The organism is Cyclobacterium xiamenense (assembly GCF_009467825.1).
Taxonomy (GTDB): Bacteria; Bacteroidota; Bacteroidia; order Cytophagales; family Cyclobacteriaceae; genus Cyclobacterium; species Cyclobacterium xiamenense.
In genome coordinates, this window is record NZ_WIOK01000008.1 from 170,197 (window position 1) to 196,456 (window position 26,260).

Genomic DNA, 26,260 nt, shown 5'->3' on the forward strand with positions numbered 1-26,260 from the left:
TTTTTAAGTGCAAATTGTCCTTTGTTTATAAAAACTTTCACTAAAATTATATACTGCCTTGGCTATCCAGAATCAAACCGAAAGGAAAAGTTTCTCATCCATAAAGGTAGTCAAAGACTATCCGGATTTCTTAGATATTCAACTGCAATCCTTCAAGGATTTCTTCCAGTTGGATACCCCTGCAGAGAAAAGAAGGCAGGATGGTCTGTTCAAGGTATTTTCTGAGAATTTCCCGATCAGTGACTCCCGGGAAAACTTCACCCTTGAATTCATCGACTATACCGTAGATCCCCCAAAATACAATGTTTCCGAAAGCATCGACCGAGGGCTTACGTACTCCGTACCCCTGAAGGCGAAATTGCGGCTGCTTTGCTCCGACGAAGACAACGAGGATTTTGAAACCATCGAGCAGGAGGTATTCCTAGGTAATCTTCCCTACATGACCGAAAAGGGGTCCTTCGTCATCAACGGTGCCGAAAGGGTCATTGTCTCCCAACTGCACCGGTCTCCTGGTGTCTTCTTTGCCCAGAGTAAACATACCAACGGTACCAAACTGTATTCTGCCCGGATCATTCCTTTCAAGGGATCCTGGATCGAATTTGCGACCGATATCAATAACGTGATGTACGCCTATATTGACCGGAAAAAGAAGTTTCCGGTAACAACCCTGTTGCGGGCGATTGGCTATGGATCGGATAAGCAAATTTTGGATTTGTTCGGACTTTCGGAGGAAGTGGAGTCCAACAAATCAACGCTGAAGAAAATTATTGGGAGAAAACTGGCAGCCCGCGTATTGCGGACCTGGGTGGAGGATTTTGTCGACGAAGATACCGGGGAAGTGGTGTCCATCGACCGAAACGAAGTGTTGCTCGAAAGGGACAGTATTCTTACAGACGAAGACATTGATCTGATCCTTGAATCCGGCACGAAAAGCGTAATCCTACACCGGGAAGACGTAAACATTGCTGACTATTCGATCATCTACAATACCCTTCAGAAAGATAATTCCAACTCCGAAAAGGAGGCGGTAGAGGTGATTTACCGGCAGCTGAGAAATACCGAAGCACCGGATGAAGCCACCGCAAGAGAGGTCATTCACGGCCTTTTCTTCTCTGACAAGCGGTACGACCTGGGAGAAGTAGGCCGGTACCGAATCAACAAGAAGTTAGGGCTCAACATCGATGCCGAAAAGATCGTGTTGACTACCGAGGACATTATTTCGATTGTAAAATACCTGATCGGCTTGATCAATTCGAAAGCAGTAGTAGACGATATTGATCACCTGAGCAACCGCCGGGTACGAACGGTGGGCGAGCAGCTTTACAGTCAATTCGGGGTAGGACTCGCCCGAATGGCCCGCACCATACGCGAGCGGATGAATGTACGGGACAACGAAGATTTCAAACCGGTTGATCTGATTAATGCCAGGACCTTGTCTTCGGTAATTAATTCCTTTTTTGGCACCAACCAGTTGAGCCAGTTTATGGACCAAACCAACCCCCTCGCCGAACTTACACACAAGCGTAGGTTGTCGGCTTTGGGTCCGGGTGGACTATCCAGGGAGCGTGCCGGATTTGAGGTTCGGGATGTTCACTACACCCATTACGGGCGTTTGTGTACGATCGAGACTCCTGAAGGTCCAAATATTGGATTGATATCTTCTCTCTGTGTGCATGCAAAGGTGAACAGCATGGGCTTTCTCGAAACACCTTACCGAAAAGTAAGCGAGGGAAAAGTGAGTATGAATGTGGAAGACATTGTATTCCTTACGGCCGAAGAAGAAGATGATAACAACATTGCCCAGGCCAATGCACCTTTGGATGAAAAAGGGAATTTTGTTAACGATAAGGTAAAAGCCAGATTTGAGGGTGATTTCCCTGTATTGGAACCCAAAGAGATTTCCTACATGGACGTTGCGCCCAACCAGATTGTTTCTGTGGCGGCTTCGTTGATTCCGTTTCTGGAGCATGACGATGCCAACCGGGCACTCATGGGCTCGAACATGCAGCGCCAGGCGGTTCCTCTTTTGAAGGCGGAAGCGCCAATCGTTGGTACGGGACTCGAAGGCAAGGCCGCGATCGATTCACGTTCCCTTATTTTGGCAGAAGCGGATGGCGTAGTCGACTACGTGGACGCCGAAAAAATCGTATTAAAATACGAACTGTCCAGCGACGAACTGTTGGTCAATTTTAGTGACGAATACAAAACATACGATCTGATTAAGTTCAGAAGGACAAACCAGGACACTACCATCAACCTGACTCCCATCGTTTTGAAGGGACAGAAAGTAGTGAAAGGTCAGGTGCTGGTCGAAGGGTATTCTACCAATAAAGGAGAACTGGCCTTGGGTAAAAACCTGCTGGTGGCCTACATGCCTTGGCAGGGATACAACTTCGAGGATGCCATTGTAATTTCCGAGCGGGTGGTACGGGAGGATATATTTACCTCCATTCACATCGAAGAGTTTCAGCTGGAGGTTCGGGATACCAAACGAGGGGAGGAAGAACTAACCTCTGAAATTCCGAATGTATCCGAAGACGCGGTCAAAAACCTCGACGAAAACGGGATTATCCGCGTTGGATCGGAGATCAAAGAAGGCGACATCATCATCGGTAAAATTACACCAAAGGGTGAGACGGATCCGACTCCGGAAGAGAAGCTGCTACGGGCGATCTTTGGTGATAAGGCTGGTGATGTAAAAGATGCTTCCTTGAAAGCCTCTCCCTCCTTAAACGGAGTGGTGATTGAGACCAAATTATTTTCCAGACCGAAAAAAGACAAGGATCTCCGGGCCAAGGCCAAAGCTGAGGTAGAGCGCTTGAAACAAAAGTACAGCAAGGATTTGTTGGCTGTTCGTGCCAAGATGATTGAGAAACTCGTTCAGATCCTGAAAGGGAAAGTTTCGAACGGCGTGCGCCATAAATTTGGAGATGAGATCATCAGCAAAGGCGTCAAGTTTAACTACCAAAACATCGAGAACAACCTGTTTCCAGCCAAAAACCCGTATAGGGACGAGAGCAACTACAATGTAGCGGAGGAGGTTAACCTGATATCCGATATTATTTTGGATGATTGGACCGACGACGAGCACGTAAACCTTTTGGTGCAGAAACTGGTGAAGAACTATACGAACACGCGTAACGAGATTTCCGGAATTTTCAAACGGGATAAATTCACGCTGGAAGTTGGGGACGAGTTGCCCGCAGGTATCGTTCAGCTGGCCAAGGTTTACGTTGCCAAGAAGCGAAAGCTAAAAGTGGGGGATAAAATGGCCGGTCGGCACGGTAACAAAGGCATCGTGGCCCGAATTGTTCGGGATGAGGACATGCCTTTCCTGGAAGACGGTTCTCCCATGGACATCGTGTTGAATCCGCTTGGCGTACCATCGCGAATGAACATTGGTCAGATTTTTGAAACCGTATTGGCTTGGGCTGGCAGGACGTTGGGTAAGACCTACGCCACGCCGATCTTTGATGGGGCGACCACGGAAGAAGTTGCGGCCGAACTTGAGAAGGCAGGTCTTCCCTCTTTCGGGAGAACGTACCTGTACGATGGATTGACGGGTAAGAAGTTTGACCAACCGGTGACGGTAGGAATTTCCTACATGTTGAAGTTGGGTCACCTCGTGGACGACAAGATGCATGCACGGTCCATTGGACCGTATTCGTTGATTACCCAACAGCCCCTGGGTGGAAAGGCCCAATTTGGCGGTCAGCGTTTTGGAGAAATGGAAGTATGGGCCTTGGAGGCTTTCGGTGCGTCACACGTATTGCGGGAGATCCTGACGGTGAAATCGGATGATGTCATCGGGCGGGCCAAAGCCTATGAATCCATTGTAAAGGGCGAAAATTTGCCAAAAGCAAATATCCCTGAGTCGTTTAACGTACTGGTACACGAACTCCGGGGACTTGCATTGGAAATTACGCTTGACTAACTTAGAAACCATTAGGCCTTTCGGGGTCTTCAACTACACACAAAAACTATGGCGTTCAGAAAAAATAAGAAACTAAACAACGACTTTTCCAGAGTCACCATAAGTTTGGCTTCTCCGGAGTCCATTTTGGACAGTTCGCATGGGGAAGTTACGCAGCCGGAAACCATCAACTACCGAACGTATAAGCCTGAGATGGGCGGGTTGTTTTGCGAGCGGATATTTGGTCCGGTCAAGGACTGGGAATGTCATTGTGGAAAATACAAGCGCATACGATACAAGGGGATTATTTGTGACCGTTGTGGAGTGGAAGTGACAGAAAAGAAGGTACGAAGGGAGCGGATGGGACACATCGAACTGGTGGTTCCCGTTGCACATATCTGGTACTTCAAGTCCTTACCCAATAAGATTGGTTACCTGTTGGGATTGCCTACAAAGAAATTGGATCAAATCGTCTATTACGAGCGATACGTCGTGATACAGGCTGGAGCGAAGGCAGACGATGGCCTGCAATACCTGGATTTTTTGACCGAAGACGAGTACCTGGATATCATGGACAAGCTTCCGAAAGAAAACCAAATGCTGGATGATGACGATCCCAATAAATTCATCGCCAAAATGGGTGCGGAGGCATTGGAGATGCTCCTCGCCAGGTTGGATTTGGATGACCTGTCGTACAGCCTGCGGCATCAGGCAGCTACCGATACTTCCCAACAGCGAAAGGCAGAGGCCTTGAAGCGGTTGAAAGTAGTCGAAGCGTTTCGGGATGCCCGAACTAGAATCGAAAACCGACCCGAATGGATGGTTGTGCGGATGGTTCCGGTAATTCCACCCGAACTTCGCCCGCTGGTTCCTCTGGACGGAGGGAGATTTGCTACCTCGGATCTGAACGACCTTTACCGCCGTGTAATCATACGAAACAATCGTCTGAAGCGCTTGATCGACATAAAAGCGCCCGAAGTCATTCTTAGAAACGAAAAAAGAATGCTTCAGGAGGCGGTGGATTCCCTGTTCGACAATTCCCGAAAGGTGAATGCCGTACGTTCGGATGGTAATCGAGCCTTGAAATCCCTTTCCGACATGTTGAAAGGAAAGCAGGGACGTTTCCGTCAAAACCTGCTGGGTAAACGAGTGGATTATTCTGGTCGTTCCGTGATCGTGGTAGGTCCGGAACTGAAATTGCACGAATGCGGTCTCCCGAAGAACATGGCAGCCGAGCTTTTCAAGCCTTTTATTATTCGAAAACTTATCGAAAGAGGCATCGTAAAGACGGTGAAGTCCGCAAAGAAAATCGTGGACAGAAAAGATCCGGTAGTATGGGATATCCTGGAAAATGTACTGAAAGGGCACCCGGTATTACTGAACCGTGCACCGACCCTGCACCGATTGGGAATTCAGGCATTTCAACCCAAGTTGATTGAAGGCAAAGCGATTCAGTTGCACCCCTTGGTGTGTACCGCCTTTAATGCGGATTTTGATGGGGATCAGATGGCGGTTCACGTGCCATTGGGACACGAAGCAATTCTGGAGGCATCTACTCTGATGCTCTCCTCTCATAACATCCTTAACCCGGCAAATGGAGCACCTATTACCGTTCCTTCTCAGGACATGGTATTGGGATTGTACTACGTGACCAAAGGGATGAAATCCACGGAAGAAATTCCGGTGGAAGGAGAGGGCATGACGTTCTATGGACAGGAGGAAGTCCTTATCGCACTGAATGAGGGGGCCATTTCCAAGCATGCCCATGTAAAATGTAAAGTAAAAGTAAGAAACGAAGACGGTTCACTTTCCGAGAAAATCGTCGATACGGTGGCTGGCAGGCTTATTTTTAATCAGTTTGTGCCCGAGCAGGTTGGTTTTGTCAACGAATTGTTGACGAAAAAGAAGTTGCAGCAGATCATCGCGGAGGTCGTGAAGATTTGCGGTATCGCCCGCTCGGCTCAGTTTTTGGACGACATTAAGCACCTGGGATTCCAGATGGCCTACCAGGGCGGATTGTCCATGGGACTGGACGATGTGATTATTCCGGAAGACAAAGAACCGCTGATCGAAAAAGCGAAAAGTGAAGTCGATCAGGTATGGAACAACTACCTGATGGGCTTAATCACCGACAACGAACGGTACAATCAGGTAATCGATATCTGGACCCGAACCAACTCTAACCTGACGAATATTCTGATGCGTCAGATGGAAGAGGACAATCAGGGATTCAATGCCATTTATATGATGATGCACTCCGGAGCCCGGGGTTCCAGAGAGCAGATTCGTCAGTTGGGAGGCATGAGGGGCTTGATGGCCAAGCCGCAGAAAAACCTTCAGGGATCTGTTGGAGAAATCATCGAGAACCCCATTCTGTCCAACTTTAAAGAAGGATTGGATGTATTGGAATACTTTATTTCTACGCACGGAGCTAGAAAGGGTCTGGCGGATACCGCACTAAAAACAGCCGATGCCGGGTACCTTACCCGGCGATTGGTGGACGTGGCACAGGACATGATTATCTCGGAAGAGGATTGTGGAACCCTACGGGGGCTGGTTGTTCAGGCCCTGAAGGACAACGACGAAATCGTTGAGCCGCTGTCCGAGCGCGTCGTGGGTAGGATTGCGGTGCACGACGTGATCGACCCAATTTCCGACGAAGTGATCATCGAATCCGGTGAGGAGATTACGGACATTGTGGCCAAAGCCATTGATGACTCCGCAGTAGAAGAAATCGAGATCAGATCCGTACTTACCTGCGAAACCCGTAGGGGGGTATGTTCCAAATGCTACGGACGCAACCTGGCAACCGGCAAGCAAGTACAAGTAGGCGAGTCGGTAGGCGTGATTGCTGCCCAGTCCATTGGAGAGCCCGGGACGCAGTTGACGCTACGAACCTTCCACGTGGGAGGTACCGCTTCAAATATTTCCGTAGAAGCCAGCATCAACTCCAAGTTTGACGGTGTGGTGGAATTTGAGGAAGAATTGCGTTGGATTAAGACCACCAATAAGGATGGGGACGAAGTTTCCATTGTGATGGGCAGGTCCGGAGAGATCAAAGTGAACGACGTAAAGTCTGGAAAAACACTGGTCTCCAACCACGTTCCATACGGAGCGATCCTGAACGTAACGGACGGTCAAAAAATCGCTAAAGGCGAATCCCTGTGTACATGGGATCCGTACAATGCGGTAATTTTGTCGGAGTTTGACGGGAAAGTCGATTTTGAAGCCATCATTGAGGGAATCACCTACAAAGAGGTGGCAGATGATCAGACCGGATACCGGGAAAAAGTAATCATTGATACCAAGGATAAGACCAAAAACCCGGCGGTGGTAGTTGCGCATGGCGAGGAATCCAAGTCGTACAACATTCCAGTGGGAGCCCACCTTTCGGTGGAGAAGGGCGAAGACGTGAAAGCCGGTCAGATTTTGGTAAAAATCCCTCGGTCTGTGGGTAAAACCCGGGACATTACCGGTGGTTTGCCACGAGTTACGGAATTGTTTGAAGCGAGAAACCCTTCCAATCCGGCAGTGGTCTCTGAAATAGACGGTGTAGTGATTTACGGTGGTATCAAGCGGGGTAACCGGGAGATTTTTATTGAATCCAGAGATGGGGTGAAGAAGCGCTACATGGTTTCTCTTTCCAAGCACATTTTGGTTCAGGAAAACGACTTTATCCGCGCAGGAGAACCCCTGTCGGATGGGGCCATCACCCCCAACGATATCCTATCGATCAAAGGGCCTACAGCGGTACAGGAGTACCTGGTCAACGAGATTCAGGAGGTATACCGATTGCAGGGCGTGAAAATCAATGATAAGCACATCGAGGTGATCGTCAGTCAGATGATGCAGAAAGTAGAAATACTGGACGCAGGTGACACGGGATTTTTGCAAAATCAGATTGTGGACAAATGGGCGTTCCGTGAGGAAAACGACATGATTCTGGATAAAAAAGTTGTCATGGATGCGGGTGACTCTGCTACCCTGAAACCGGGAATGATCATCACGGCCAGAAGGCTGCGGGACGAGAACTCCAGTCTGAAGCGGAAGGACATGAAACTGGTTCAGGTGCGGGATGCACAGACTGCGGTATCACAGCCTACACTACAGGGAATAACCGCTTCCTCCTTGGGAACAGAGAGCTTTATCTCTGCGGCTTCTTTTCAGGAAACCACCAAGGTATTGAGCGAAGCAGCCATTCGTGGCAAGCGAGACGAACTGTTGGGACTGAAGGAAAACGTGATCGTGGGTCATTTGATTCCCGCTGGAACGGGTCAACGTAAGTTTAATAACTTGATCGTAGGATCGAAAGAAGAATACGAACTACTGACGGCTGAGAAAGAAAACAGCACTAAAAAAGTTCGTGAAACGATAAAATAAGGAGATAGCTTGCAAAAAAGGGTCTGCACAATGCGGCAGGCCCTTTTTTATTCAAACACTGGTAACTCATGGAAGACGACACTACACCTGATAACGAGCAGCAACAGCAGATCAACGTGGAATTGAGCGACGAGGTGGCTGAGGGGATCTATTCCAACCTGGCCATGATCGCCCATTCCAACTCTGAATTTGTTGTCGATTTTATCCGCTTAATGCCGGGTATTACCAAGGCCAAGGTAAAAGCAAGGATCATCATGACGCCCGACCATGCCAAGCGTTTGTTGCTGGCATTAAAAGACAATATTGAGAAGTATGAAAAAGCTTTTGGGAAAATTGAAGGTGGTAACGATGCCCCTAGGTTTCCTTTGAATTTTGGTGGTACCCTGGGCGAAGCCTGATGGCTTTTCTGTAAACGTGCGAGGCGGGGAACAGGAGCCAATGTACGATTCACCGAAAGCTAAAATATAAGTCCTTAATTTTGTTTGTTTTATTGATTTGTTTACCTTTGCAATCCGAAATTTATAAGTTTAAAAGCAGAATAATTAATTTATCTATTAATGCCTACTATACAACAGTTAGTTAGAAAAGGTAGAACCACTCTAGAGAGTAAGTCCAAGTCAAGAGCCTTGGATGCCTGTCCTCAGAGGAGGGGTGTGTGCACCAGGGTGTACACCACCACGCCGAAAAAGCCTAATTCTGCCATGAGAAAGGTAGCCAGGGTTCGATTGACCAACGGGAAAGAGGTCAATGCGTACATTCCAGGAGAAGGTCACAACCTGCAGGAGCACTCCATCGTGTTAATCCGGGGTGGACGGGTGAAGGATTTGCCAGGGGTACGGTACCACATCATTCGTGGAGCCTTGGATACTGCCGGTGTGAAAGACCGAAAGCAGGGTCGTTCCAAGTACGGAGCGAAGCGTCCAAAGGCCGCCAAAAAGTAATTATTTAATCCGAGAATAAAATGAGAAAAGCGAAACCAAAAAAGAGGTATATTCTTCCTGATCCCAAATTCAATGACACGTTGGTCACCAGGTTTGTCAATTGTTTGATGGTGGATGGTAAGAAAAGTATTGCCTACCGAATCTTCTACGATGCCATAGAAAAGGTAGAGGAAAAAGTAGGTGAGAATGGTCTTGAGGTTTGGAAAAAAGCGCTTAACAATATTACTCCCGCTGTAGAGGTGAAGAGTCGTAGGGTTGGGGGTGCAACTTTCCAGGTACCTTTGGAAGTAAGACCAGAACGGAAAATTTCCCTGGGTATCAAGTGGATGATCACTTTTGCCAGAAAGAGGGGCGAGAAAACCATGATGGATCGATTGGCGGGGGAGATTATTTCTGCATCCAAAGGTGAAGGAGCTGCGGTAAAGAAAAAGGATGACACGCATAGAATGGCAGAGGCCAATAAAGCATTCTCGCATTTTAGATTTTAATAGATAATGGCAAAAAAAGACTTAAAATATTTAAGAAACATCGGTATCATGGCTCACATTGACGCCGGAAAGACGACCACTTCCGAGCGTATTTTGTATTACACCGGCTTGTCTCACAAGATTGGTGAAGTACACGATGGAGCGGCTACCATGGACTGGATGGAGCAGGAGCAAGAAAGAGGCATCACCATTACCTCTGCCGCCACTACTACCAAGTGGAAGTATCCGACTGTTCAAGGAGTTGCCAACGACGATACCAAAGACTATCAGATCAACCTGATCGATACTCCCGGTCACGTGGATTTTACCGTAGAGGTAGAACGATCGCTTCGGGTGTTGGATGGTGCAGTGGCCTTATTCTGTGCCGTATCTGGTGTGGAGCCACAATCTGAAACCGTCTGGAGACAAGCCGATAAATACCACGTGCCAAGAATTTGTTTTGTCAACAAAATGGACCGGGCAGGAGCAGACTTTTTTAATGCTGTCGCCGAAATAAAAGATAAATTGGGTGCCAATCCGGTGCCCCTTCAGATTCCGATTGGAGCTGAAGAAACGTTTAAAGGGGTGGTCGATCTGATTACCAATCAGGCAGTAGTCTGGAATGAAGAAGATCAGGGCATGACCTACAAGGTGATTGAGATTCCCGAAGATCTGAAAGAGACTGTTGCGGAATATCGGCAAAGCCTAATTGAGCAAGTTGCATCGTATGACGAGGCCTTGATGGAAAAGTTCTTTGAGGACGAGAACTCCATCACAAAGGAAGAAATGATGGCGGCCATCCGTAAAGCCGTAATCAACATGGATTTTTCTCCGGTACTCTGTGGTTCGGCGTTTAAAAACAAAGGAGTGCAGGCCCTGCTGGATGCCGTTATTGCGTACTTGCCTTGTCCGTTAGATTTGCCGCCTGTCAAGGGTACCAATCCGGATACCGAAGAGCCAGTAGTACGCCACCCGGATAGCGACGACCATTTTGCTGCCCTGGCGTTTAAAATTGCTACGGATCCGTTTGTAGGGCGTCTGGCCTTTATGCGGGTGTATTCCGGCAAACTGGAGGCCGGTTCGTATGTGTTCAACACCCGGACCGACAAAAAAGAACGTATTTCCCGATTGCTTCAAATGCACTCCAACAAGCAAAACCCCATCGATCGCGTAGAAGCGGGAGATATTTGCGCCGGTGTTGGGTTCAAGGACATTAAGACAGGGGATACGCTTTGCGATGAAAAGCATAAGGTGGTACTCGAAGAGATGACGTTCCCAGAGCCGGTAATCGGCTATGCCATTGAGGCCAAGACACAGGCCGATGTGGATAAATTGGGAATGGCTATTTCCAAATTGGTAGAGGAAGATCCTACACTGCATGTAAATACCGACCACGAAACTGGTCAGGTTATCTTGCGAGGCATGGGCGAACTTCACCTTGAAATCATTATCGATCGCTTAAAGCGGGAGTTCAAAGTTGAAATCAACCAGGGTGCACCGCAGGTGGCTTACAAGGAAGCCTTGTTTGCCAGTGTTGAGCACAAGGAAGTATACAAGAAACAAACCGGTGGTAAAGGTAAATTTGCCGATATTGTTTTTGAGATTGGTCCAAGAGAGCCAGAACCAGAAACCAATGAAATCAAGCAAGGGTTGGATTTTGTGAATGGCATTGTGGGTGGTGTGATCCCGAAGGAATTTATCCCAGCCATTCAAAAGGGTTTTGCAGAAGCGATGAAAAACGGTCCATTGGCCGGTTATCCCATCGAGTCAATGAAGGTAAGGTTGTTTCATGGATCTTTCCACGACGTGGATTCGGATTCCCTTTCTTTTGAGATGGCCGCCAGGATTGGTTTCAAGGAGGCTGCAAAGAAATGTAAGCCGCAGTTATTGGAGCCCATTATGGCAGTAGAGGTCGTTTCTCCCGATGAGTACACAGGACCCGTTACCGGTGACCTTAACCGTAGAAGAGGCCTAATGAAGGGAATGGATACAAAAGGTGCAGCCACGGTAATCAAAGCTTCCGTGCCCTTATCTGAGCTGTTTGGGTATGTTACCGATTTAAGGACCATATCTTCCGGGCGGGCATCTGCTTCCCTTACATTTTCCCACTACGATCCTGTACCAACCAATATTGCTGAAGGCATCATTGCCAAAGTAAAAGGAGAGAAGGCTTAAATCAATCGAAAATGAATCAGAAAATCAGAATAAAATTAAAGTCATACGATCACAGTCTGGTGGATAAGTCATCGGAGAAGATTGTGAAAGCTGTAAAATCCACAGGTGCCGTGGTAGTAGGACCAATTCCGCTACCTACGAAGAAAGAGAAGTTCACCGTGTTAAAGTCTCCCCATGTCAACAAGAAGGCCCGGGAGCAGTTTCAGCTGTGCACGTACAAGCGACTTGTAGATATTTACTCCAATAGTTCCAAAACGGTGGATGCTTTAATGAAAATTGAGCTTCCTAGCGGTGTGGATGTAGAGATCAAGGTCTGACCTGATCGGAAGCGAGCTAAAAATAAGCCCGTGCCAGTATTGGTACGGGCTTTTTAGGTTCACGGTAATTGGTCCGGCCGGACTTACGGAAAATATTCTCTTGCAGAATGCTTTTGAGGTAGCTAATTGTTTGAAAATATTCAGGTTGCGGTTTGCAAGCTGGAATTAAATTACTAACTTTGCAATCCTTTAAAAGGGCACAGGTGTGTAAATGCTTGTGTATCATCGTATATTATATATCCAAAGATGTCTGGAATTATAGGTAAGAAAATCGGAATGACTAGTATTTTTAGTGCCGATGGACGTAATGTCGCATGCACGTTAATAGAAGCTGGTCCTTGCGTAGTGACGCAAGTAAAAAATGTAGAAACAGACGGGTACAACGCTGTACAATTGGCATATGGGGAGCGTAAGGAAAAGAATACGCCCAAGCCGTTGATTGGCCATTTCAAAAAGGCTGGCACCACGCCAAAGCAGAAAGTTGTTGAATTCAGGGATTTCAGAGTGGAATTCGAAGGACAGGTAGACATGGGTAAAACCGTGATCTCCGATCAGGTTTTTGTGGAAGGAGATTTCGTGGATGCCATCGGAACCTCCAAGGGAAAAGGATTTCAGGGTGTAGTAAAGCGGCACGGCTTTGGTGGTGTTGGTGGAGCTACACACGGGCAGCACAACCGGGCACGTCATCCAGGTTCCATCGGTGCCTGCTCCTGGCCTTCCAGGGTATTTAAGGGCATGCGAATGGCCGGAAGAACCGGAGGCAACAGGGTTAAGGTACTTAATTTACGTGTGCTGAAAATTTACCCTGAAAAAAACCTGCTTTTAGTAAGCGGGTCCATTCCGGGAGCCAAAAATTCTTTTGTGATTCTAGAGAAGTAAGAAGATGGAATTAGCAATATTAAAACAAACCGGTGAAGATACCGGACGGAAAATCACGCTCTCTGAGGATATTTTTGCTCTGGAGCCGAATGATCATGCGATTTACCTGGATGTCAAACAATACCTGGCAAACAAAAGACAGGGAACGCATAAGTCAAAGGAAAGAGCGGAGATTTCCGGTTCTACCAAGAAGATTAAGAAACAAAAAGGTACCGGTGGGGCTCGTGCAGGTTCTATCAAATCTCCCGTTTTCAGGGGAGGAGGTAGGGTATTTGGCCCGAAACCCCGGGATTATTCCTTTAAGTTAAATAAAAAGTTAAAACAGGTCGCCAGAAAATCAGCGCTTTCCTACAAAGCAAAGGAAAATGGGCTGTTGGTACTGGAAGACCTGGTTTTTGACGCGCCACGCACCAAAGATTACATCAGTCTGCTTACCAACCTGTCCCTGCTGGGAAAGAAAACGCTACTGGTGGTGGCCGAAAACAACAAGAATCTGTACCTGTCCTCCAGGAATTTGCAGAAAACCAAGGTCAGAATGGTGGACGAGTTGAACACCTATGAGCTGTTAGATGCAGATAGTTTAGTCCTTTGTGAAGGTGCAGTGAGTAAATTAGAAACCCTTTTATCGAAGTAAAATCATGGATATATTAAAAAGACCTTTGATTACGGAAAAGATCTCTGCCATGAACGAACGTGGGGTCTATGGTTTTGTAGTGGAAAAAACTGCTAAAAAGCCGCAGATCAAAGCCGCCGTGGAAAAAATGTACGGGGTGAAGGTAGTGGACGTGCGCACCATGCGCTACGCGGCCAAGAAAAAGACCAGGTACACCAAATCCAAAATCGTGTCCGGGTACACCAACACGTTTAAGAAAGCAATGGTACAGGTAGCAGAAGGTGAAATCATTGATTTTTACGGAGAAATTTAATTGAATCAAAGCAATGGCAGTTAAGAAATTAAAACCTGTAACCCCCGGTACCCGATTTAGAGTAGCTCCTTCTTTCGATGAGATTACAAAATCAACCCCGGAAAAGAGCCTTTTGGCTCCTTTGAAGAAGTCCGGTGGCAGGAACCATACCGGTAAGATGACCTCCAGGTACATTGGAGGTGGGCATAAGAGAAAACTAAGGATCGTTGACTTTAAGCGGGAGAAAGAAGGGATTCCAGCCGTGGTAAAGAGTATTGAGTACGATCCAAACCGAACCGCCCGAATCGCCTTGTTGTACTACGCAGACGGCGCGAAGGCCTACATGCTTGCGCCCGAAGGGCTTGAGGTAGGTCAGACCGTATCTTGTGGGGAAAAGGCTGCGCCCGAAGTGGGGAATACACTGTTTTTAAAGAATATCCCCCTGGGTACCATCATTCACAATATTGAGTTGAAGCCTGGAAAAGGTGGTGCGATGGCGCGAAGTGCAGGTGGCTACGCCCAGTTGTTGGCCAGGGAAGGAAAGTACGTAACGGTAAAACTTCCCTCCGGTGAGATGCGCATGGTGTTGAGTACCTGCAAAGCGACGATTGGAACCGTATCCAACGGAGATCATATGAACGTGGTACTTGGAAAAGCAGGTCGAAAGAGATGGTTGGGAAGAAGACCGAGAACCAGAGGTGTGGCCATGAACCCTGTTGATCACCCGATGGGTGGTGGGGAAGGCCGTTCTTCGGGAGGGCATCCTCGTTCCAGAACTGGCTTGTTGGCGAAGGGTAAAAAGACCCGTTCGCGCAAGAAGTATTCCAATAAATTTATCATAAGCAGAAGATCTAAGTAACATGGCACGTTCGTTAAAAAAAGGCCCGTATATAGAGCATCATTTGGCAAAGAAGGTGGACGTCATGAATGAGTCCGGAAAGAAATCCGTGATCAAGACCTGGTCAAGGCGGTCCATGATATCACCGGATTTTGTTGGGCATACCTTTGCAGTGCATAACGGAAATAAATTTATTCCAGTTTTTGTTACCGACAACATGGTGGGCCACAAGCTGGGGGAATTTGCACCTACACGAAATTTCCGTGGACACATCGCCAAAAAAGATAAAGGAAAGAGATAATCATGGAAGCAATAGCAAAATTAAAAAATGTTCCAACCTCTCCGAGGAAAATGCGTTTGGTTGCAGATCTGGTCAGAGGGAAGAAAGTAGGTCACGCCTTAAGTATCCTTAAGTTTACGCCCAACCATGGTGCCATCAGGCTTGAAAAGCTGTTGTTGTCAGCGATCGCAAACTGGCAGGCTAAAAATCCAGACGAGAAACTGGAAGATGCGGAGCTGTATGTGAAGACGATTGCTGTGGATAGCGGCAGGATGTTGAAAAGGCTACGACCTGCACCCCAGGGAAGAGCCCACCGAATCCGCAAAAGATCAAATCATGTAACGTTAGTTGTGGACTCCTATGAAGGAGGCGTTACCGCTGAAAGTGTTGAATCAAATGAAAATGAAGACTAGAATATGGGACAAAAAGTTAACCCAATCGGTTTAAGGCTTGGTATCATAAAGGGGTGGGACTCTAACTGGTATGGTGGACGTGATTTCGCCGAGAAGCTTTACGAAGACCAGAATATCAGAAATTATGTATTTGCCAGGATTCCCAAGGGAGGTATTTCCAAGGTTATCATCGAGCGTACCCTCAAGCGGATTACCCTGACCATTCAGACGGCTCGTCCTGGAGTAGTTATCGGTAAAGGTGGTTCTGAGGTTGATAAATTGAGAGAAGAGCTGAAGAAGCTTACCAATAAGGATGTTCAGATCAACATATTTGAGATCAAACGTCCGGAGTTGGATGCCAAGTTGGTGGGAGAATCTATTGCCCAGCAATTGGAGGCGCGGATTTCTTTTCGAAGGGCGATGAAACAGTCGATTGCTGCCACCATGCGTGTAGGTGCAGAAGGCATCAAGGTGAAGCTCTCCGGGAGATTGGGAGGAGCTGAGATGGCCAGATCCGAGATGTACAAGGAGGGTAGAATTCCCCTGCACACCATTCGTGCGGACGTGGATTATGCCATTTCTGAGGCGCAAACGGTATATGGGAAAATCGGTATTAAAGTATGGATCTTCAAGGGTGAGGTGTACGGCAAACGAGATCTTTCTCCAAATTTGAGTTCCGCTAGCGATGCTAAGGGCAATGCGCCAGCTGGAAACAGACGTAGGAGAGAGGGTGGTGGCCCCAAGAGAAGAAAAAGAAATAATTAAACATCTTTAACTGAGCGATCATGTTACAGCCAAGAAGAACGAAATTTAGAAAAATGCATAAAGGGAGGATCAAGGGGATTGCCCAAAGAGGCCACACGTTGGCTTTTGGCAACTTCGGCATCAAATCCCTTGAGCCTGGATGGATCACTTCGAGACAGATAGAAGCGGCCCGTATTGCCATGACGCGAGCCATGAAGCGGGAAGGACAGGTTTGGATTCGAATTTTTCCAGATAAACCCATTACCAAGAAGCCTGCAGAGGTACGAATGGGAAAAGGTAAAGGAGCGCCCGAATATTGGGTAGCGGTGATTAAGCCGGGGACGATCCTTTTTGAAGCAACGGGAGTTTCGGTGGAAGTAGCGCAGGAAGCGTTGCGACTGGCCCAACAAAAGCTACCGGTAAGCACAAAGTTTGTCGTACGTAGAGATTACGCTGGATCATAAGATGATGAAAAATTCCGAAATCAACGCTCTGACGGAGAGCGAAATCACAGAGCGCATTGCCGCAGAAAAGGAGAACCTGACAAAATTACGTTTTGCTCACGCGATATCTCCGATAGAGAATCCAAATAGAATTAGAGAATCAAGACGTTTGGTTGCGAGGTTGCATACTTTTTTACGAGCCAAACAACTAGCTAAATAAGAAACACAATGGCTACAATAGAAAGAAACCTTCGTAAAGAAAGAATCGGTAAGGTGGTTAGCAACAAGATGGACAAGTCCATCACCGTAGCTGTGGAGCGGAGAGTAAAACATCCTATTTACGGTAAATTTGTTGGGAAAACCACCAAATTCACTGCTCATGACGAAAACAACGAATGCAACCCGGGAGACCTGGTGCGCATCAGTGAAACGCGTCCGCTGAGTAAAAATAAACGTTGGAGATTGGTAGAAATAATTGAAAGGGCTTTATAAATCATGATACAGCAGGAATCCAGATTAAGTGTAGCGGACAATTCAGGCGCCAAAGAAGTGCTTGTCATTCGCGTATTGGGTGGTACCAAAAGAAGGTACGCCTCTATTGGAGACAAGGTTGTGGTCACGGTAAAATCAGCCCTCTCATCCAGTAATATGAAAAAAGGTACCGTTTCAAAAGCGGTGATCGTGCGGACGCGAAAAGAAGTCCGAAGAAAAGACGGGTCCTATATCCGGTTTGAAGACAACGCTGCCGTGCTCCTCAATAACAACGACGAACCCAGGGGGACCCGTATTTTCGGTCCCGTCGCCCGGGAACTCAGGGAGAAGCAGTTTATGAAAATTGTATCTTTGGCCCCCGAAGTATTGTAAACATGGAAAGAAAATTCAATAAGCAACCCAAATTGCACATCAAATCCGGAGATACCGTTTTGATCATCGCCGGAGATGAAAAAGGCAAAAAAGGTAAAATCCTTTCTGTCGATCAGGCCAAACGAAGGGCCATAGTGGAAGGAATGAATATGGTAACCAAACATATCAAACCGACGGCCACTACGCCTCAAGGAGGTATCGAGAAGAAAGAGGCTCCCATTCACATTAGTAACCTAAAGTTGGTGGATCCCAAAACGGGAGACGCGACACGAATTGGGAGAAAACGAAATGAGGACGGAAAATTAGTAAGGTACTCTAAGAAAACAGGGGAGGTGATCAATGGCTAAACCTAGATTAAAAGAAAAATTCGATAACGAAATCACGGCTGAGCTGAAGGAAAAGTTTCAGTTTACCAGCGTGATGCAGGTACCTAAGTTGACCAAAATAGTGTTGAATAAAGGTATCGGTGCTGCTGTAGCGGATAAAAAGCTAGTGGACCAGGGAGTGGAAGAGCTTTCACTCATTACCGGTCAACGAGCCGTCGCGACAAAAGCAAAGAATTCTATTTCCAATTTCAAATTGAGAGACGGGATGCCGATCGGAGCGAAGGTTACCTTGCGGGGAGACCGCATGTACGAATTCCTTGATCGGTTGGTTAGCATTGCATTGCCAAGGGTTCGGGATTTCAAAGGGATCTCTGACAAAGGTTTTGACGGCCGGGGAAATTACACCTTGGGTGTTACCGAACAAATCATTTTCCCCGAAATCAGCATCGAAAAGGTAAACCGGATTTCCGGAATGGATATCACGCTTGTTACCAGTACCAACAGTGACGACGAAGCCTACGCCTTGTTGAAGTCCCTGGGAATGCCTTTCGTAAACAAAAATAAAGTAGAATAACCATGGCAAGAGAATCAATCAAAGCCCGCGAGAGAAAAAGAGAACGATTGGTGGCAAAATATGCCAAAAAACGTGCGGAACTCAAGGCGGCAGGTGATTATGAAGCATTGGACAAGCTTCCTAAAAATGCCTCTCCAGTAAGACTTCATAACCGGTGCAAACTTACAGGCCGACCCAAAGGATACATGAGAAAATTTGGTATCAATCGGGTGACTTTCAGAGAAATGGCTTCGGCGGGAAAAATTCCAGGTGTAACCAAGTCTAGCTGGTAAAAATTATATAATAGTTTTTATTCTAAATTTCATTGTGTAACTTTGCAGGCCCGTTCGGGTTTTGCAGTTAGACTAATACAAATATGACTGATCCAATAGCTGATTATCTCACCAGGTTAAGGAATGCCATTAAGGCTTCCCACCGGATAGTAGAAATTCCTGCTTCTAACATTAAAAAAGAACTTACAAAGGTTCTTTTCGATAAGGGTTACATTCAAAACTATAAGTTTGTGGAGGAAGGACCTCAAGGGACCATTAAGATTGCCTTGAAATACAACCCACAAACCAAAGAGAACGCAATTGTAAGCCTTTCCCGAATTAGCAAGCCAGGTTTAAGAAAGTATGTAAATAAAGATTCCCTTCCCAGAGTGATCAACGGTTTGGGAATTGCCGTTTTATCCACCTCCAAAGGGGTGATGACGGACAAGGAAGCCCGTGTGGAAGGCATCGGTGGAGAAGTCCTTTGTTACGTATATTAATTCATAGATATGTCTAGAATAGGTAAAAAACCAATAAATATACCGGCGGGTGTGACTGTAGACGTTTCTGAGCACAATCAGGTAACTGTTAAAGGTCCCAAAGGTACACTGGTACAGGAGGTGAATCCTGATATATCGGTAAAAGTCGAGGGCAATCAGGTGGTTTTTGAACGACCAACCGATTCGAAGCGGCACAAATCATTGCATGGGCTCTACCGTTCCCTGGTGAACAACATGGTCACAGGAGTGAACGAAGGATACAAAAAAGAATTGGAATTGGTGGGGGTAGGATACAAGGCCACAAACCAGGGGCAGGTGATCGAACTTTCTCTGGGATATTCCCACAACATTTTTTTAATGGTTCCTCAGGAAATCGCTGTCAAAACAGAAACTCCCAAAGGGAAAAACCCGCTGATCACACTGGAAGGAATCGACAAAGAGTTGATTGGACAGGTGGCTGCAAAAATCAAGTCGCTACGGAAAGTTGAGCCGTTTAAAGGCAAAGGTGTACGATTTGTTGGTGAGTATATTAGACGTAAAGCTGGTAAAACTGCCGCTAAAAAATAATTAGAAGATGGCTTTCAAGAAAAGAATTAGACGACTGAGAATTAAAAAAGGTATCCGAAGAAAGATCTCCGGTACCGATGCCCGGCCCAGGCTTTCTGTCTTTAAGAGCAATACGGGTATCTATGCACAGCTGATTGACGATCTGAAAGGGCAGACGCTTGCCGCTGCATCTTCCAAGGAATTTGGAGCCAGTAAGAACGTTAACGTCACCGTGTCAAAAGAGGTTGGCAAAAAACTGGCTGAAAAGGCAGTTGCCAATGGTTTGAACGAGGTCGTTTTTGACCGAAGCGGGTACCTGTACCATGGAAATGTTAAAGCTTTGGCCGAAGGAGCCAGAGAAGGAGGCCTTAAATTTTAATCATTATGTCCCAAATAAGCAAAAAACCCATTCGGGCTACAGATACAGAACTAAGCGAAAAAGTCGTTGCCATAAACCGGGTGGCGAAAGTGGTCAAAGGGGGACGAAGGTTTTCCTTTTCCGCGATCGTGGTGGTTGGCGACGGTAAAGGTGTGGTGGGTTACGGCCTCGGTAAGGCCAATGAGGTAACCGATGCCATTACCAAAGGAATAGAAGATGCCAAAAAGAACCTGATCCAGGTACCCTTGTTGAAAGGGACCATCCCGCACGAACAGCTGGGTAAGTACGGAGGAGGATTGGTGTTGGTAAAGCCAGCCGCTCCAGGTACCGGTGTTCTTGCCGGTGGAGCGATGCGGGCGGTATTGGAAAGTGCCGGTTATACAGATATTCTTGCCAAATCCAAAGGGTCTTCCAACCCACACAATGTGGTGAAGGCGACAATAGATGCCTTGGTTCACCTACGGGATGCCATCGCAGTTTCTCAGCAGAGAAGAGTTAAATTATCGAAAGTATTTAATGGGTAATCACATGGCGAAGGTTCAAATAACTCAGATCAGAAGCATCATCAAGCGGCCAAAAAACCAAAAAGCGACCATCGCTGCACTTGGTTTGGGGAAAATCAACAAGACCGTGGAGAAGGAAAATACCCCTCAGCTGCAAGGAATGATCAATAAAGTCAGCCATTTAGTTAAGGTACAGGACGTTTAATCGGAGACTATTTCCACTTCGTACGCGTTACACCATTCGAAAACTCAATCAAAATGAAATTACATACATTAAAGCCTGCGGAAGGCTCCGTTAAGTCCAGAAAAAGGATTGGCCGAGGGCAGGGTTCCGGCAGAGGCGGCACATCTACCAGAGGTCACAAAGGGGCTAAATCCCGATCCGGTTACAAGTCGAAATTGGGCTTTGAGGGTGGTCAGATGCCCTTGCAGCGAAGGATTCCTAAATTCGGGTTTACCAACCACAACCGCGTGGCTTACCAGGCCATCAACCTGGATACCCTGCAGCAGCTGGCTACCGACTTGAGCGTGGATACCATCGATTTTGATTTGTTGCACCAAAATGGACTTGTTTCCAAGAAAGATCTTGTAAAAGTCCTCGGAAGAGGCGAACTTACTTCCAAAATCAACGTAAGTGCGCACAATTTCTCCGCATCGGCTGTTGCTGCTATCGAAAAGGCCGGAGGATCTGTAAATAAGATTTAATTCATGAAAAAGTTTATTACAACAGTAAAGAACATCTTTTCGATTGAGGATCTGCGAATTAGAATCCTGAACACGGTAGGTTTGCTTATCGTTTTCAGGGTTGGTTCGTTTGTGGTCCTCCCGGGTGTGGACCCAAGTCGTCTTGGAGAAGCCGCCTCCGGTATTTTCGGATTGATTGATACCTTTCTGGGTGGTTCTTTCAGCAGGGCTTCCATATTTGGTTTGGGTATTATGCCCTATATATCTGCATCAATTGTATTGCAATTGTTGACTGTTGGGGTACCTTATTTCCAAAAACTGCAAAAAGAGGGTGAGTCCGGTAGAAAACGGATCAATCAGATAACCCGCGTTTTAACCATCCTGATAACATTTGCGCAAGGTATTGGCTACATTACGGCCACCATTCCTGACGAGGCAATCGTTGTAGAAAGCAAGGTTTTGTTTATGGTTTCCAGCTTGATATTGCTTACAGCTGGCACCATGTTCTGTATGTGGATTGGTGAAAAAATTACCGAAAAAGGCATCGGAAATGGTATTTCCATGCTGATCATGATCGGTATCATTTCGGCACTTCCCGGCGCAATCATCTCAGAAAGCTTATCTAAGGGTGGTGGGGGAATTCTCCTCCTTATTCTGGAAGCAGTTGTTCTTTTCTTTGTGGTGGTAGGTGTAGTAGCCCTTACCGAAGCGGTCAGACGGATTCCCGTGCAGTATGCCAAGCAAGTAGTCGGCGGCAAGGTATATGGAGGACAGCGGCAATACATTCCAATAAAAGTAAATGCTTCAGGGGTGATGCCGATTATTTTCGCGCAGTCGTTAATGTTTTTGCCTGCGTTGATCGCACAGATTTGGGCGGAAACAAGTGACATTGCTTCGTACATTGGGACCACGTTTAGTGATTTCACCTCTTGGCAATACAATTTGGTATTCGCGGTGATGATCATTCTGTTTACCTTCTTCTACACAGCGATCACAGTGAATCCGGAGCAGATTGCCGAAGACATGAAACGGAACGGCGGATTTGTTCCAGGTATCAAGCCTGGCGCACCTACCTCTGAATTCATCGATAATATTATCTCCAGGATAACGCTGCCCGGTTCCATTTTGCTGGCCCTTGTAGCTATCATGCCGGCATTTGCAATTATTGCAGGAGTAAGTGGTGAATTTGCGCAGTTTTACGGGGGAACGTCGCTGTTGATTATGGTTGGGGTGATTCTGGATACCCTACGCCAAATTGAAAGCTATCTGCTGATGAGGCATTACGAAGGAATGATGAAAAGTGGAAACATGAAGAATGATCCTTCCAGTTTCGCTGTAGCTTAACGATGATACAGTTTAAAAGCGAGGAGGAAATTGAGATAATCAAAGAAAGTGCACAGATCCTGGGAAAAGCCCACGGTGAAGTTGCCAAATATGTAAAAGAAGGGGTAAAGACCGCTTTTTTAGACAAGATTGCCGAGGAGTTTATACGAGATCATGGAGGGGTTCCGTCCTTTAAAGGATACAATGGTTTTCCTTCTTCGCTATGTATCTCAGTGAACGAAGTAGTTGTTCATGGATTCCCCGGTCAGTATCAATTGAAAGATGGCGATATAATCTCGATAGATTGTGGAGTCTTTCACCAAGGTTTTCATAGCGATTCCGCTTATACTTACCCTGTTGGTGAAGTTTCTCCTAAAATTACCACACTTTTAAAGGCGACCGAAGAATCCCTGTATTTGGGAATCGAAAATGCGGTTTATGGCAAGCGTGTGGGTGATATCGGTCACGCCATCCAAAAATTTATCGAAGCGAAGGGATATACCGTAGTTCGGGAGTTAGTCGGACATGGCTTAGGTCGTTCACTTCACGAGGCCCCCGAGGTACCCAATTGGGGGAAGCGAGGCAGTGGAGCCAAGTTACAGCGAGGGATGGTGATTGCGATTGAGCCCATGGTGAATCTGGGGACGCGCAATGTGGTGCAGGAACGAGATGGTTGGACCATCCGCACGGCAGACCGCAAGCCATCTGCCCATTTTGAGCACACGGTTGCGATATTTGAAGACCGGACGGAAATATTGACGACGCATCGGTTTATAGAAGAGAATTTTAAACGTTAATTATGGCTAAACAAGCATCTATAGAACAGGACGGGACTATCGTTGAAGCATTGTCCAATGCAATGTTCAAAGTTGAATTGGAAAATGGGCACCAGTTGATTGCACATATTTCTGGTAAAATGCGGATGAACTACATCAAGATATTGCCCGGGGACAAGGTGAAGCTGGAAATGTCTCCTTACGACCTTTCTAAAGGCAGGATTGTTTACCGCTACAAGTAAGCCCAGTGGCTTAATGTGATCAACAGGTTAGTGTAAAGAAAATAAGTATTGATATGAAAGTTAAAGCATCTGTTAAGAAAAGAAGCGTTGACTGTAAGGTAATCCGGAGGAAAGGAAAGCTTTATGTGATCAACAAGAAGAATCCGAAATTTAAACAACGACAAGGTTAATAACTATGGCTAGAATTGCAGGTGTCGATATACCCGACAATAAACGTGGTGAAATAGGCCTTACCTATATTTTTGGTATTGGAAGGAGTACTGCCCGGGCCATTCTAACGAAGGCCGGTATCTCATTGGATAAGAAGGCTGGTGAATGGGACGATGATGAGTCAACGGCCATCAGAAATATCATTGCCGAGGAATACAAGACCGAAGGTGTACTTAAATCTGAAGTACAGTTAAGTATCAAAAGGTTGATGGATATTGGTTGTTACAGGGGTTTGCGTCACCGGAAGGGTTTACCTGTGCGGGGACAAAAGACAAAAAATAACGCCCGGACCAGAAAAGGTAAGAGAAAAACTGTTGCCAATAAGAAGAAAGCGACTAAATAAATCCTGACATAGATTATGGCTCAGAAAAGAAACGAAAAGACCAAAGCTAAAAAGCGGGTTGTTAAAGTAGAAGCGGTGGGACAGGCCCATATCAAGGCTTCCTTTAATAATATCATCATTTCCATCACGAATACCTCAGGTCAGGTGATTTCCTGGGCTTCTGCCGGTAAGATGGGATTCAGAGGATCAAAGAAGAATACGCCGTATGCAGCTCAGATGGCTGCGCAGAATTGCGGTCAGGTTGCGTATGATCTCGGACTACGGAAGGTAGAAGTTTTCGTCAAAGGTCCGGGTGCCGGTAGGGAATCCGCTATTAGAACCTTACAGAATGTAGGCTTGGATGTGACCACCATTACGGATGTGACTCCACTGCCGCACAATGGTTGTCGCCCTCCCAAACGCAGAAGAGTTTAATTTAAAGAAAGATACGCATGGCTAGATATAGAGGTCCCAAAGCAAAAATTGCCAGAAAGTTTGGCGAGCCCATCGAAGGGCATAGCAAAGTGCTTCAAAAGAAAAATTATCCTCCTGGTATGCATGGGAGGGGTAGACGAAAGAAGCAGTCCGAATTTGCCATCCAACTTATGGAGAAGCAAAAAGCCAAATACATCTACGGGGTATTGGAGCGGCAATTTGCGCGCATGTTTAACATTGCTTCCCGAAAGAAAGGGGTAACCGGTGAAAACCTGTTGCAACTTTTGGAAGCCCGACTGGATAACACCGTGTTTCGGTTGGGGATTTCTCCCACCCGAAGAGGAGCACGGCAGTTGGTTTCTCACAAACACATCCTTGTAAATGGAGTCGTGGTGAATATTCCTTCATTTTTATTGAAGCCAGGTGATGTGGTGGCTGTGAGAGAAAAGTCCAAATCCCTGGAAGCGATTACAGAAAGTCTTAGAGGAAGAGGTACAACCCGGTATAGCTGGTTGGAATGGGACAATGGATCCCTCAGCGGAAAGTTCGTGAGCGTTCCTTTGCGGGAAGATATCCCCGAGAACATCAAAGAGCAGCTGATCGTAGAATTGTACTCTAAGTAATCATTTACATTCCTATAAAAAGAATTAAAGATATGTCCATATTAGCATTTCAAATGCCAGAGAAAGTGGTAATGGAAAAAGCAGACGATTTTCACGGTCTGTTTACCTTCAAGCCACTTGAAAAAGGATACGGGGTAACCATAGGTAATGCCCTTCGAAGGATTCTTTTGTCTTCACTGGAGGGATATGCCATCACTGCGGTCAAACTGCCAGGTGTGGTGCATGAATTCTCTAGTATTGAAGGAGTGGTTGAAGACGTTACCGATATCATTCTTAATCTTAAGCAGGTTCGGTTTAAGAAGATTCACGACGCGATTGACAACAAGATCACGGTGGAGGTAAAAAACCAGGATGTATTTACGGCAGGTGATATCGCTAAGTTCACGACTTCCTTCGAGGTATTGAACCCTGATTTGGTCATATGTCACCTGGACGATTCCAAAAGCCTGGAGATTGAACTCACCATCGATAAGGGTCGGGGATATCTGCCTGCGGAAGAGTCCAAACCAAAGGAGCAAATATATGGCACCATCTCGGTGGACGCGATATTTACGCCCATAAAAAACGTAAAATACAGGATTGAAAACACCCGTGTGGAGCAAAAAACGGATTATGAGCAACTGATCATGGAGGTGAGTACCGACGGGTCAATCCATCCGGAAAAGGCCCTGCAGGAATCGGCTAAAATTCTGATCCAACATTTTATGTTGTTTTCCGATCAGACCATGGTGATCGATGCCCCCGGTAGCGGAGCGATTGAACCAATTGATGAGGAATACCTGCACATGCGGAAGTTGCTCAAAACTTCGCTTAGTGATCTGGATCTGTCAGTAAGGGCCTACAACTGCCTTAAAGCTGCGGACGTGAAGACCCTCGGTGATTTGGCCAAACTTGAGATTTCTGACATGATGAAGTTTAGGAATTTCGGAAAAAAATCACTGGCCGAATTGGAGCAGTTGATCCAGGAAAAAGGCTTGACTTTTGGCATGGATCTGTCTAAGTATAAACTTGATGAAGAATAATTAAAA

At 46.5% G+C, this 26,260-nt stretch carries 35 protein-coding genes; all 35 read left to right on the forward strand.

Translation table 11 applies throughout. The annotated features are described in order from the left end of the window. Positions 1-58 precede the first annotated feature (58 nt). On the forward strand, positions 59-3,934 hold the full coding sequence (rpoB, locus tag GCU44_RS08290; RefSeq protein ID WP_154855853.1) for a DNA-directed RNA polymerase subunit beta: 3,876 nt from the start codon (positions 59-61) through the stop codon (positions 3,932-3,934). 48 nt (positions 3,935-3,982) lie between these two features. Continuing rightward, entirely contained in the window at positions 3,983-8,293 is a 4,311-nt protein-coding gene (gene rpoC, locus GCU44_RS08295) for a DNA-directed RNA polymerase subunit beta' (protein ID WP_154855855.1), read from the forward strand. A gap of 68 nt (positions 8,294-8,361) precedes the next feature. Further along, the gene (locus GCU44_RS08300) at positions 8,362-8,691 is read left to right on the forward strand and encodes a DUF3467 domain-containing protein (RefSeq protein WP_154855857.1); all 330 of its coding nucleotides are present in this window, start codon (positions 8,362-8,364) and stop codon (positions 8,689-8,691) included. A gap of 159 nt (positions 8,692-8,850) precedes the next feature. After that, on the forward strand, positions 8,851-9,234 hold the full coding sequence (gene rpsL, locus GCU44_RS08305) for a 30S ribosomal protein S12 (RefSeq protein ID WP_009053171.1): 384 nt from the start codon (positions 8,851-8,853) through the stop codon (positions 9,232-9,234). A 20-nt stretch (positions 9,235-9,254) separates the two neighbouring features. Beyond that, positions 9,255-9,722 carry a 30S ribosomal protein S7 gene (gene rpsG, locus GCU44_RS08310; protein WP_092174287.1) on the forward strand — a complete coding sequence of 156 codons (468 nt, stop codon included), beginning with the start codon at positions 9,255-9,257 and terminating at the stop codon, positions 9,720-9,722. 6 nt (positions 9,723-9,728) lie between these two features. Then, positions 9,729-11,876 carry an elongation factor G gene (gene fusA / locus GCU44_RS08315; protein ID WP_154855859.1) on the forward strand — a complete coding sequence of 716 codons (2,148 nt, stop codon included), beginning with the start codon at positions 9,729-9,731 and terminating at the stop codon, positions 11,874-11,876. A gap of 11 nt (positions 11,877-11,887) precedes the next feature. Continuing rightward, positions 11,888-12,193 carry a 30S ribosomal protein S10 gene (rpsJ, locus tag GCU44_RS08320; RefSeq protein ID WP_014020620.1) on the forward strand — a complete coding sequence of 102 codons (306 nt, stop codon included), beginning with the start codon at positions 11,888-11,890 and terminating at the stop codon, positions 12,191-12,193. A 246-nt stretch (positions 12,194-12,439) separates the two neighbouring features. Continuing rightward, complete coding sequence (rplC, locus tag GCU44_RS08325) at positions 12,440-13,072, forward strand: 50S ribosomal protein L3 (RefSeq protein ID WP_092174292.1); 633 nt, start codon at positions 12,440-12,442, stop codon at positions 13,070-13,072. Positions 13,073-13,076: 4 nt separating this feature from the next. Further along, entirely contained in the window at positions 13,077-13,706 is a 630-nt protein-coding gene (gene rplD / locus GCU44_RS08330) for a 50S ribosomal protein L4 (protein WP_154855861.1), read from the forward strand. A 4-nt stretch (positions 13,707-13,710) separates the two neighbouring features. Beyond that, a complete protein-coding gene (gene rplW / locus GCU44_RS08335) occupies positions 13,711-13,998 on the forward strand; it encodes a 50S ribosomal protein L23 (RefSeq protein WP_092174298.1) in 288 nt (95 codons plus the stop codon). 13 nt (positions 13,999-14,011) lie between these two features. Then, complete coding sequence (gene rplB / locus GCU44_RS08340) at positions 14,012-14,836, forward strand: 50S ribosomal protein L2 (RefSeq protein ID WP_092174300.1); 825 nt, start codon at positions 14,012-14,014, stop codon at positions 14,834-14,836. Between the two features lies 1 nt (position 14,837). After that, positions 14,838-15,116 carry a 30S ribosomal protein S19 gene (rpsS, locus tag GCU44_RS08345; protein WP_009034213.1) on the forward strand — a complete coding sequence of 93 codons (279 nt, stop codon included), beginning with the start codon at positions 14,838-14,840 and terminating at the stop codon, positions 15,114-15,116. 2 nt (positions 15,117-15,118) lie between these two features. Further along, positions 15,119-15,508 (forward strand): 50S ribosomal protein L22, encoded by a 390-nt coding sequence (rplV, locus tag GCU44_RS08350; protein ID WP_092174303.1) that lies wholly within the window; start codon positions 15,119-15,121, stop codon positions 15,506-15,508. Positions 15,509-15,511: 3 nt separating this feature from the next. Beyond that, on the forward strand, positions 15,512-16,252 hold the full coding sequence (gene rpsC / locus GCU44_RS08355) for a 30S ribosomal protein S3 (protein WP_092174305.1): 741 nt from the start codon (positions 15,512-15,514) through the stop codon (positions 16,250-16,252). Positions 16,253-16,272: 20 nt separating this feature from the next. Beyond that, the gene (rplP, locus tag GCU44_RS08360) at positions 16,273-16,695 is read left to right on the forward strand and encodes a 50S ribosomal protein L16 (RefSeq protein ID WP_092174308.1); all 423 of its coding nucleotides are present in this window, start codon (positions 16,273-16,275) and stop codon (positions 16,693-16,695) included. A gap of 4 nt (positions 16,696-16,699) precedes the next feature. After that, positions 16,700-16,894 carry a 50S ribosomal protein L29 gene (gene rpmC / locus GCU44_RS08365; RefSeq protein WP_092174894.1) on the forward strand — a complete coding sequence of 65 codons (195 nt, stop codon included), beginning with the start codon at positions 16,700-16,702 and terminating at the stop codon, positions 16,892-16,894. Positions 16,895-16,902: 8 nt separating this feature from the next. Next, complete coding sequence (rpsQ, locus tag GCU44_RS08370; RefSeq protein WP_092174311.1) at positions 16,903-17,166, forward strand: 30S ribosomal protein S17; 264 nt, start codon at positions 16,903-16,905, stop codon at positions 17,164-17,166. Positions 17,167-17,169: 3 nt separating this feature from the next. Next, positions 17,170-17,538 carry a 50S ribosomal protein L14 gene (rplN, locus tag GCU44_RS08375; protein WP_092174314.1) on the forward strand — a complete coding sequence of 123 codons (369 nt, stop codon included), beginning with the start codon at positions 17,170-17,172 and terminating at the stop codon, positions 17,536-17,538. A gap of 2 nt (positions 17,539-17,540) precedes the next feature. Further along, complete coding sequence (gene rplX / locus GCU44_RS08380; RefSeq protein WP_154855863.1) at positions 17,541-17,885, forward strand: 50S ribosomal protein L24; 345 nt, start codon at positions 17,541-17,543, stop codon at positions 17,883-17,885. Beyond that, complete coding sequence (gene rplE / locus GCU44_RS08385; protein WP_154855865.1) at positions 17,878-18,438, forward strand: 50S ribosomal protein L5; 561 nt, start codon at positions 17,878-17,880, stop codon at positions 18,436-18,438. Before rplX ends, rplE begins: the two co-directional genes overlap by 8 nt. 2 nt (positions 18,439-18,440) lie before the next feature. Then, a complete protein-coding gene (gene rpsN, locus GCU44_RS08390; protein WP_026956459.1) occupies positions 18,441-18,710 on the forward strand; it encodes a 30S ribosomal protein S14 in 270 nt (89 codons plus the stop codon). An 83-nt stretch (positions 18,711-18,793) separates the two neighbouring features. Then, complete coding sequence (rpsH, locus tag GCU44_RS08395) at positions 18,794-19,189, forward strand: 30S ribosomal protein S8 (protein ID WP_092174321.1); 396 nt, start codon at positions 18,794-18,796, stop codon at positions 19,187-19,189. Positions 19,190-19,198: 9 nt separating this feature from the next. After that, entirely contained in the window at positions 19,199-19,756 is a 558-nt protein-coding gene (gene rplF, locus GCU44_RS08400; RefSeq protein ID WP_154855867.1) for a 50S ribosomal protein L6, read from the forward strand. A gap of 7 nt (positions 19,757-19,763) precedes the next feature. Continuing rightward, the gene (gene rplR / locus GCU44_RS08405) at positions 19,764-20,114 is read left to right on the forward strand and encodes a 50S ribosomal protein L18 (RefSeq protein WP_092174326.1); all 351 of its coding nucleotides are present in this window, start codon (positions 19,764-19,766) and stop codon (positions 20,112-20,114) included. 5 nt (positions 20,115-20,119) lie between these two features. After that, positions 20,120-20,638: a 30S ribosomal protein S5 gene (gene rpsE, locus GCU44_RS08410; protein WP_092174329.1), complete on the forward strand. Its 519-nt coding sequence runs from the start codon at positions 20,120-20,122 to the stop codon at positions 20,636-20,638. Positions 20,639-20,642: 4 nt separating this feature from the next. Next, a complete protein-coding gene (gene rpmD, locus GCU44_RS08415) occupies positions 20,643-20,822 on the forward strand; it encodes a 50S ribosomal protein L30 (protein WP_206670817.1) in 180 nt (59 codons plus the stop codon). 53 nt (positions 20,823-20,875) lie between these two features. Continuing rightward, entirely contained in the window at positions 20,876-21,322 is a 447-nt protein-coding gene (rplO, locus tag GCU44_RS08420) for a 50S ribosomal protein L15 (protein WP_092174334.1), read from the forward strand. 3 nt (positions 21,323-21,325) lie between these two features. Continuing rightward, entirely contained in the window at positions 21,326-22,645 is a 1,320-nt protein-coding gene (gene secY, locus GCU44_RS08425) for a preprotein translocase subunit SecY (RefSeq protein WP_092174337.1), read from the forward strand. A 2-nt stretch (positions 22,646-22,647) separates the two neighbouring features. Continuing rightward, on the forward strand, positions 22,648-23,421 hold the full coding sequence (gene map, locus GCU44_RS08430; RefSeq protein WP_154855869.1) for a type I methionyl aminopeptidase: 774 nt from the start codon (positions 22,648-22,650) through the stop codon (positions 23,419-23,421). Between the two features lie 2 nt (positions 23,422-23,423). Further along, positions 23,424-23,642, forward strand: coding sequence for a translation initiation factor IF-1 (infA, locus tag GCU44_RS08435; RefSeq protein WP_073095415.1), 219 nt, complete (start codon positions 23,424-23,426; stop codon positions 23,640-23,642). A gap of 53 nt (positions 23,643-23,695) precedes the next feature. Further along, entirely contained in the window at positions 23,696-23,812 is a 117-nt protein-coding gene (rpmJ, locus tag GCU44_RS08440) for a 50S ribosomal protein L36 (RefSeq protein ID WP_092174341.1), read from the forward strand. A gap of 5 nt (positions 23,813-23,817) precedes the next feature. Further along, complete coding sequence (gene rpsM, locus GCU44_RS08445; protein WP_092174343.1) at positions 23,818-24,195, forward strand: 30S ribosomal protein S13; 378 nt, start codon at positions 23,818-23,820, stop codon at positions 24,193-24,195. A 15-nt stretch (positions 24,196-24,210) separates the two neighbouring features. Beyond that, complete coding sequence (gene rpsK / locus GCU44_RS08450; protein WP_092174346.1) at positions 24,211-24,609, forward strand: 30S ribosomal protein S11; 399 nt, start codon at positions 24,211-24,213, stop codon at positions 24,607-24,609. Between the two features lie 17 nt (positions 24,610-24,626). After that, positions 24,627-25,232 (forward strand): 30S ribosomal protein S4, encoded by a 606-nt coding sequence (gene rpsD, locus GCU44_RS08455; protein ID WP_092174349.1) that lies wholly within the window; start codon positions 24,627-24,629, stop codon positions 25,230-25,232. Positions 25,233-25,264: 32 nt separating this feature from the next. Beyond that, the gene (locus GCU44_RS08460; protein ID WP_092174351.1) at positions 25,265-26,254 is read left to right on the forward strand and encodes a DNA-directed RNA polymerase subunit alpha; all 990 of its coding nucleotides are present in this window, start codon (positions 25,265-25,267) and stop codon (positions 26,252-26,254) included. Positions 26,255-26,260 lie beyond the last annotated feature (6 nt).

What these genes read in the sequence shown, in the direction of transcription:
- rpoC (WP_154855855.1), top strand. Translation starts at nt 3,983, where the DNA reads ATGGCGTTCAGAAAAAATAAGAAACTAAACAACGACTTTTCCAGAGTC.
- GCU44_RS08300 (WP_154855857.1), top strand. Translation starts at nt 8,362, where the DNA reads ATGGAAGACGACACTACACCTGATAACGAGCAGCAACAGCAGATCAAC.
- rpsL (WP_009053171.1), top strand. Translation starts at nt 8,851, where the DNA reads ATGCCTACTATACAACAGTTAGTTAGAAAAGGTAGAACCACTCTAGAG.
- rpsG (WP_092174287.1), top strand. Translation starts at nt 9,255, where the DNA reads ATGAGAAAAGCGAAACCAAAAAAGAGGTATATTCTTCCTGATCCCAAA.
- fusA (WP_154855859.1), top strand. Translation starts at nt 9,729, where the DNA reads ATGGCAAAAAAAGACTTAAAATATTTAAGAAACATCGGTATCATGGCT.
- rpsJ (WP_014020620.1), top strand. Translation starts at nt 11,888, where the DNA reads ATGAATCAGAAAATCAGAATAAAATTAAAGTCATACGATCACAGTCTG.
- rplC (WP_092174292.1), top strand. Translation starts at nt 12,440, where the DNA reads ATGTCTGGAATTATAGGTAAGAAAATCGGAATGACTAGTATTTTTAGT.
- rplD (WP_154855861.1), top strand. Translation starts at nt 13,077, where the DNA reads ATGGAATTAGCAATATTAAAACAAACCGGTGAAGATACCGGACGGAAA.
- rplW (WP_092174298.1), top strand. Translation starts at nt 13,711, where the DNA reads ATGGATATATTAAAAAGACCTTTGATTACGGAAAAGATCTCTGCCATG.
- rplB (WP_092174300.1), top strand. Translation starts at nt 14,012, where the DNA reads ATGGCAGTTAAGAAATTAAAACCTGTAACCCCCGGTACCCGATTTAGA.
- rpsS (WP_009034213.1), top strand. Translation starts at nt 14,838, where the DNA reads ATGGCACGTTCGTTAAAAAAAGGCCCGTATATAGAGCATCATTTGGCA.
- rplV (WP_092174303.1), top strand. Translation starts at nt 15,119, where the DNA reads ATGGAAGCAATAGCAAAATTAAAAAATGTTCCAACCTCTCCGAGGAAA.
- rpsC (WP_092174305.1), top strand. Translation starts at nt 15,512, where the DNA reads ATGGGACAAAAAGTTAACCCAATCGGTTTAAGGCTTGGTATCATAAAG.
- rplP (WP_092174308.1), top strand. Translation starts at nt 16,273, where the DNA reads ATGTTACAGCCAAGAAGAACGAAATTTAGAAAAATGCATAAAGGGAGG.
- rpmC (WP_092174894.1), top strand. Translation starts at nt 16,700, where the DNA reads ATGAAAAATTCCGAAATCAACGCTCTGACGGAGAGCGAAATCACAGAG.
- rpsQ (WP_092174311.1), top strand. Translation starts at nt 16,903, where the DNA reads ATGGCTACAATAGAAAGAAACCTTCGTAAAGAAAGAATCGGTAAGGTG.
- rplN (WP_092174314.1), top strand. Translation starts at nt 17,170, where the DNA reads ATGATACAGCAGGAATCCAGATTAAGTGTAGCGGACAATTCAGGCGCC.
- rplX (WP_154855863.1), top strand. Translation starts at nt 17,541, where the DNA reads ATGGAAAGAAAATTCAATAAGCAACCCAAATTGCACATCAAATCCGGA.
- rplE (WP_154855865.1), top strand. Translation starts at nt 17,878, where the DNA reads ATGGCTAAACCTAGATTAAAAGAAAAATTCGATAACGAAATCACGGCT.
- rpsN (WP_026956459.1), top strand. Translation starts at nt 18,441, where the DNA reads ATGGCAAGAGAATCAATCAAAGCCCGCGAGAGAAAAAGAGAACGATTG.
- rpsH (WP_092174321.1), top strand. Translation starts at nt 18,794, where the DNA reads ATGACTGATCCAATAGCTGATTATCTCACCAGGTTAAGGAATGCCATT.
- rplF (WP_154855867.1), top strand. Translation starts at nt 19,199, where the DNA reads ATGTCTAGAATAGGTAAAAAACCAATAAATATACCGGCGGGTGTGACT.
- rplR (WP_092174326.1), top strand. Translation starts at nt 19,764, where the DNA reads ATGGCTTTCAAGAAAAGAATTAGACGACTGAGAATTAAAAAAGGTATC.
- rpsE (WP_092174329.1), top strand. Translation starts at nt 20,120, where the DNA reads ATGTCCCAAATAAGCAAAAAACCCATTCGGGCTACAGATACAGAACTA.
- rpmD (WP_206670817.1), top strand. Translation starts at nt 20,643, where the DNA reads ATGGCGAAGGTTCAAATAACTCAGATCAGAAGCATCATCAAGCGGCCA.
- rplO (WP_092174334.1), top strand. Translation starts at nt 20,876, where the DNA reads ATGAAATTACATACATTAAAGCCTGCGGAAGGCTCCGTTAAGTCCAGA.
- secY (WP_092174337.1), top strand. Translation starts at nt 21,326, where the DNA reads ATGAAAAAGTTTATTACAACAGTAAAGAACATCTTTTCGATTGAGGAT.
- map (WP_154855869.1), top strand. Translation starts at nt 22,648, where the DNA reads ATGATACAGTTTAAAAGCGAGGAGGAAATTGAGATAATCAAAGAAAGT.
- infA (WP_073095415.1), top strand. Translation starts at nt 23,424, where the DNA reads ATGGCTAAACAAGCATCTATAGAACAGGACGGGACTATCGTTGAAGCA.
- rpmJ (WP_092174341.1), top strand. Translation starts at nt 23,696, where the DNA reads ATGAAAGTTAAAGCATCTGTTAAGAAAAGAAGCGTTGACTGTAAGGTA.
- rpsM (WP_092174343.1), top strand. Translation starts at nt 23,818, where the DNA reads ATGGCTAGAATTGCAGGTGTCGATATACCCGACAATAAACGTGGTGAA.
- rpsK (WP_092174346.1), top strand. Translation starts at nt 24,211, where the DNA reads ATGGCTCAGAAAAGAAACGAAAAGACCAAAGCTAAAAAGCGGGTTGTT.
- rpsD (WP_092174349.1), top strand. Translation starts at nt 24,627, where the DNA reads ATGGCTAGATATAGAGGTCCCAAAGCAAAAATTGCCAGAAAGTTTGGC.
- GCU44_RS08460 (WP_092174351.1), top strand. Translation starts at nt 25,265, where the DNA reads ATGTCCATATTAGCATTTCAAATGCCAGAGAAAGTGGTAATGGAAAAA.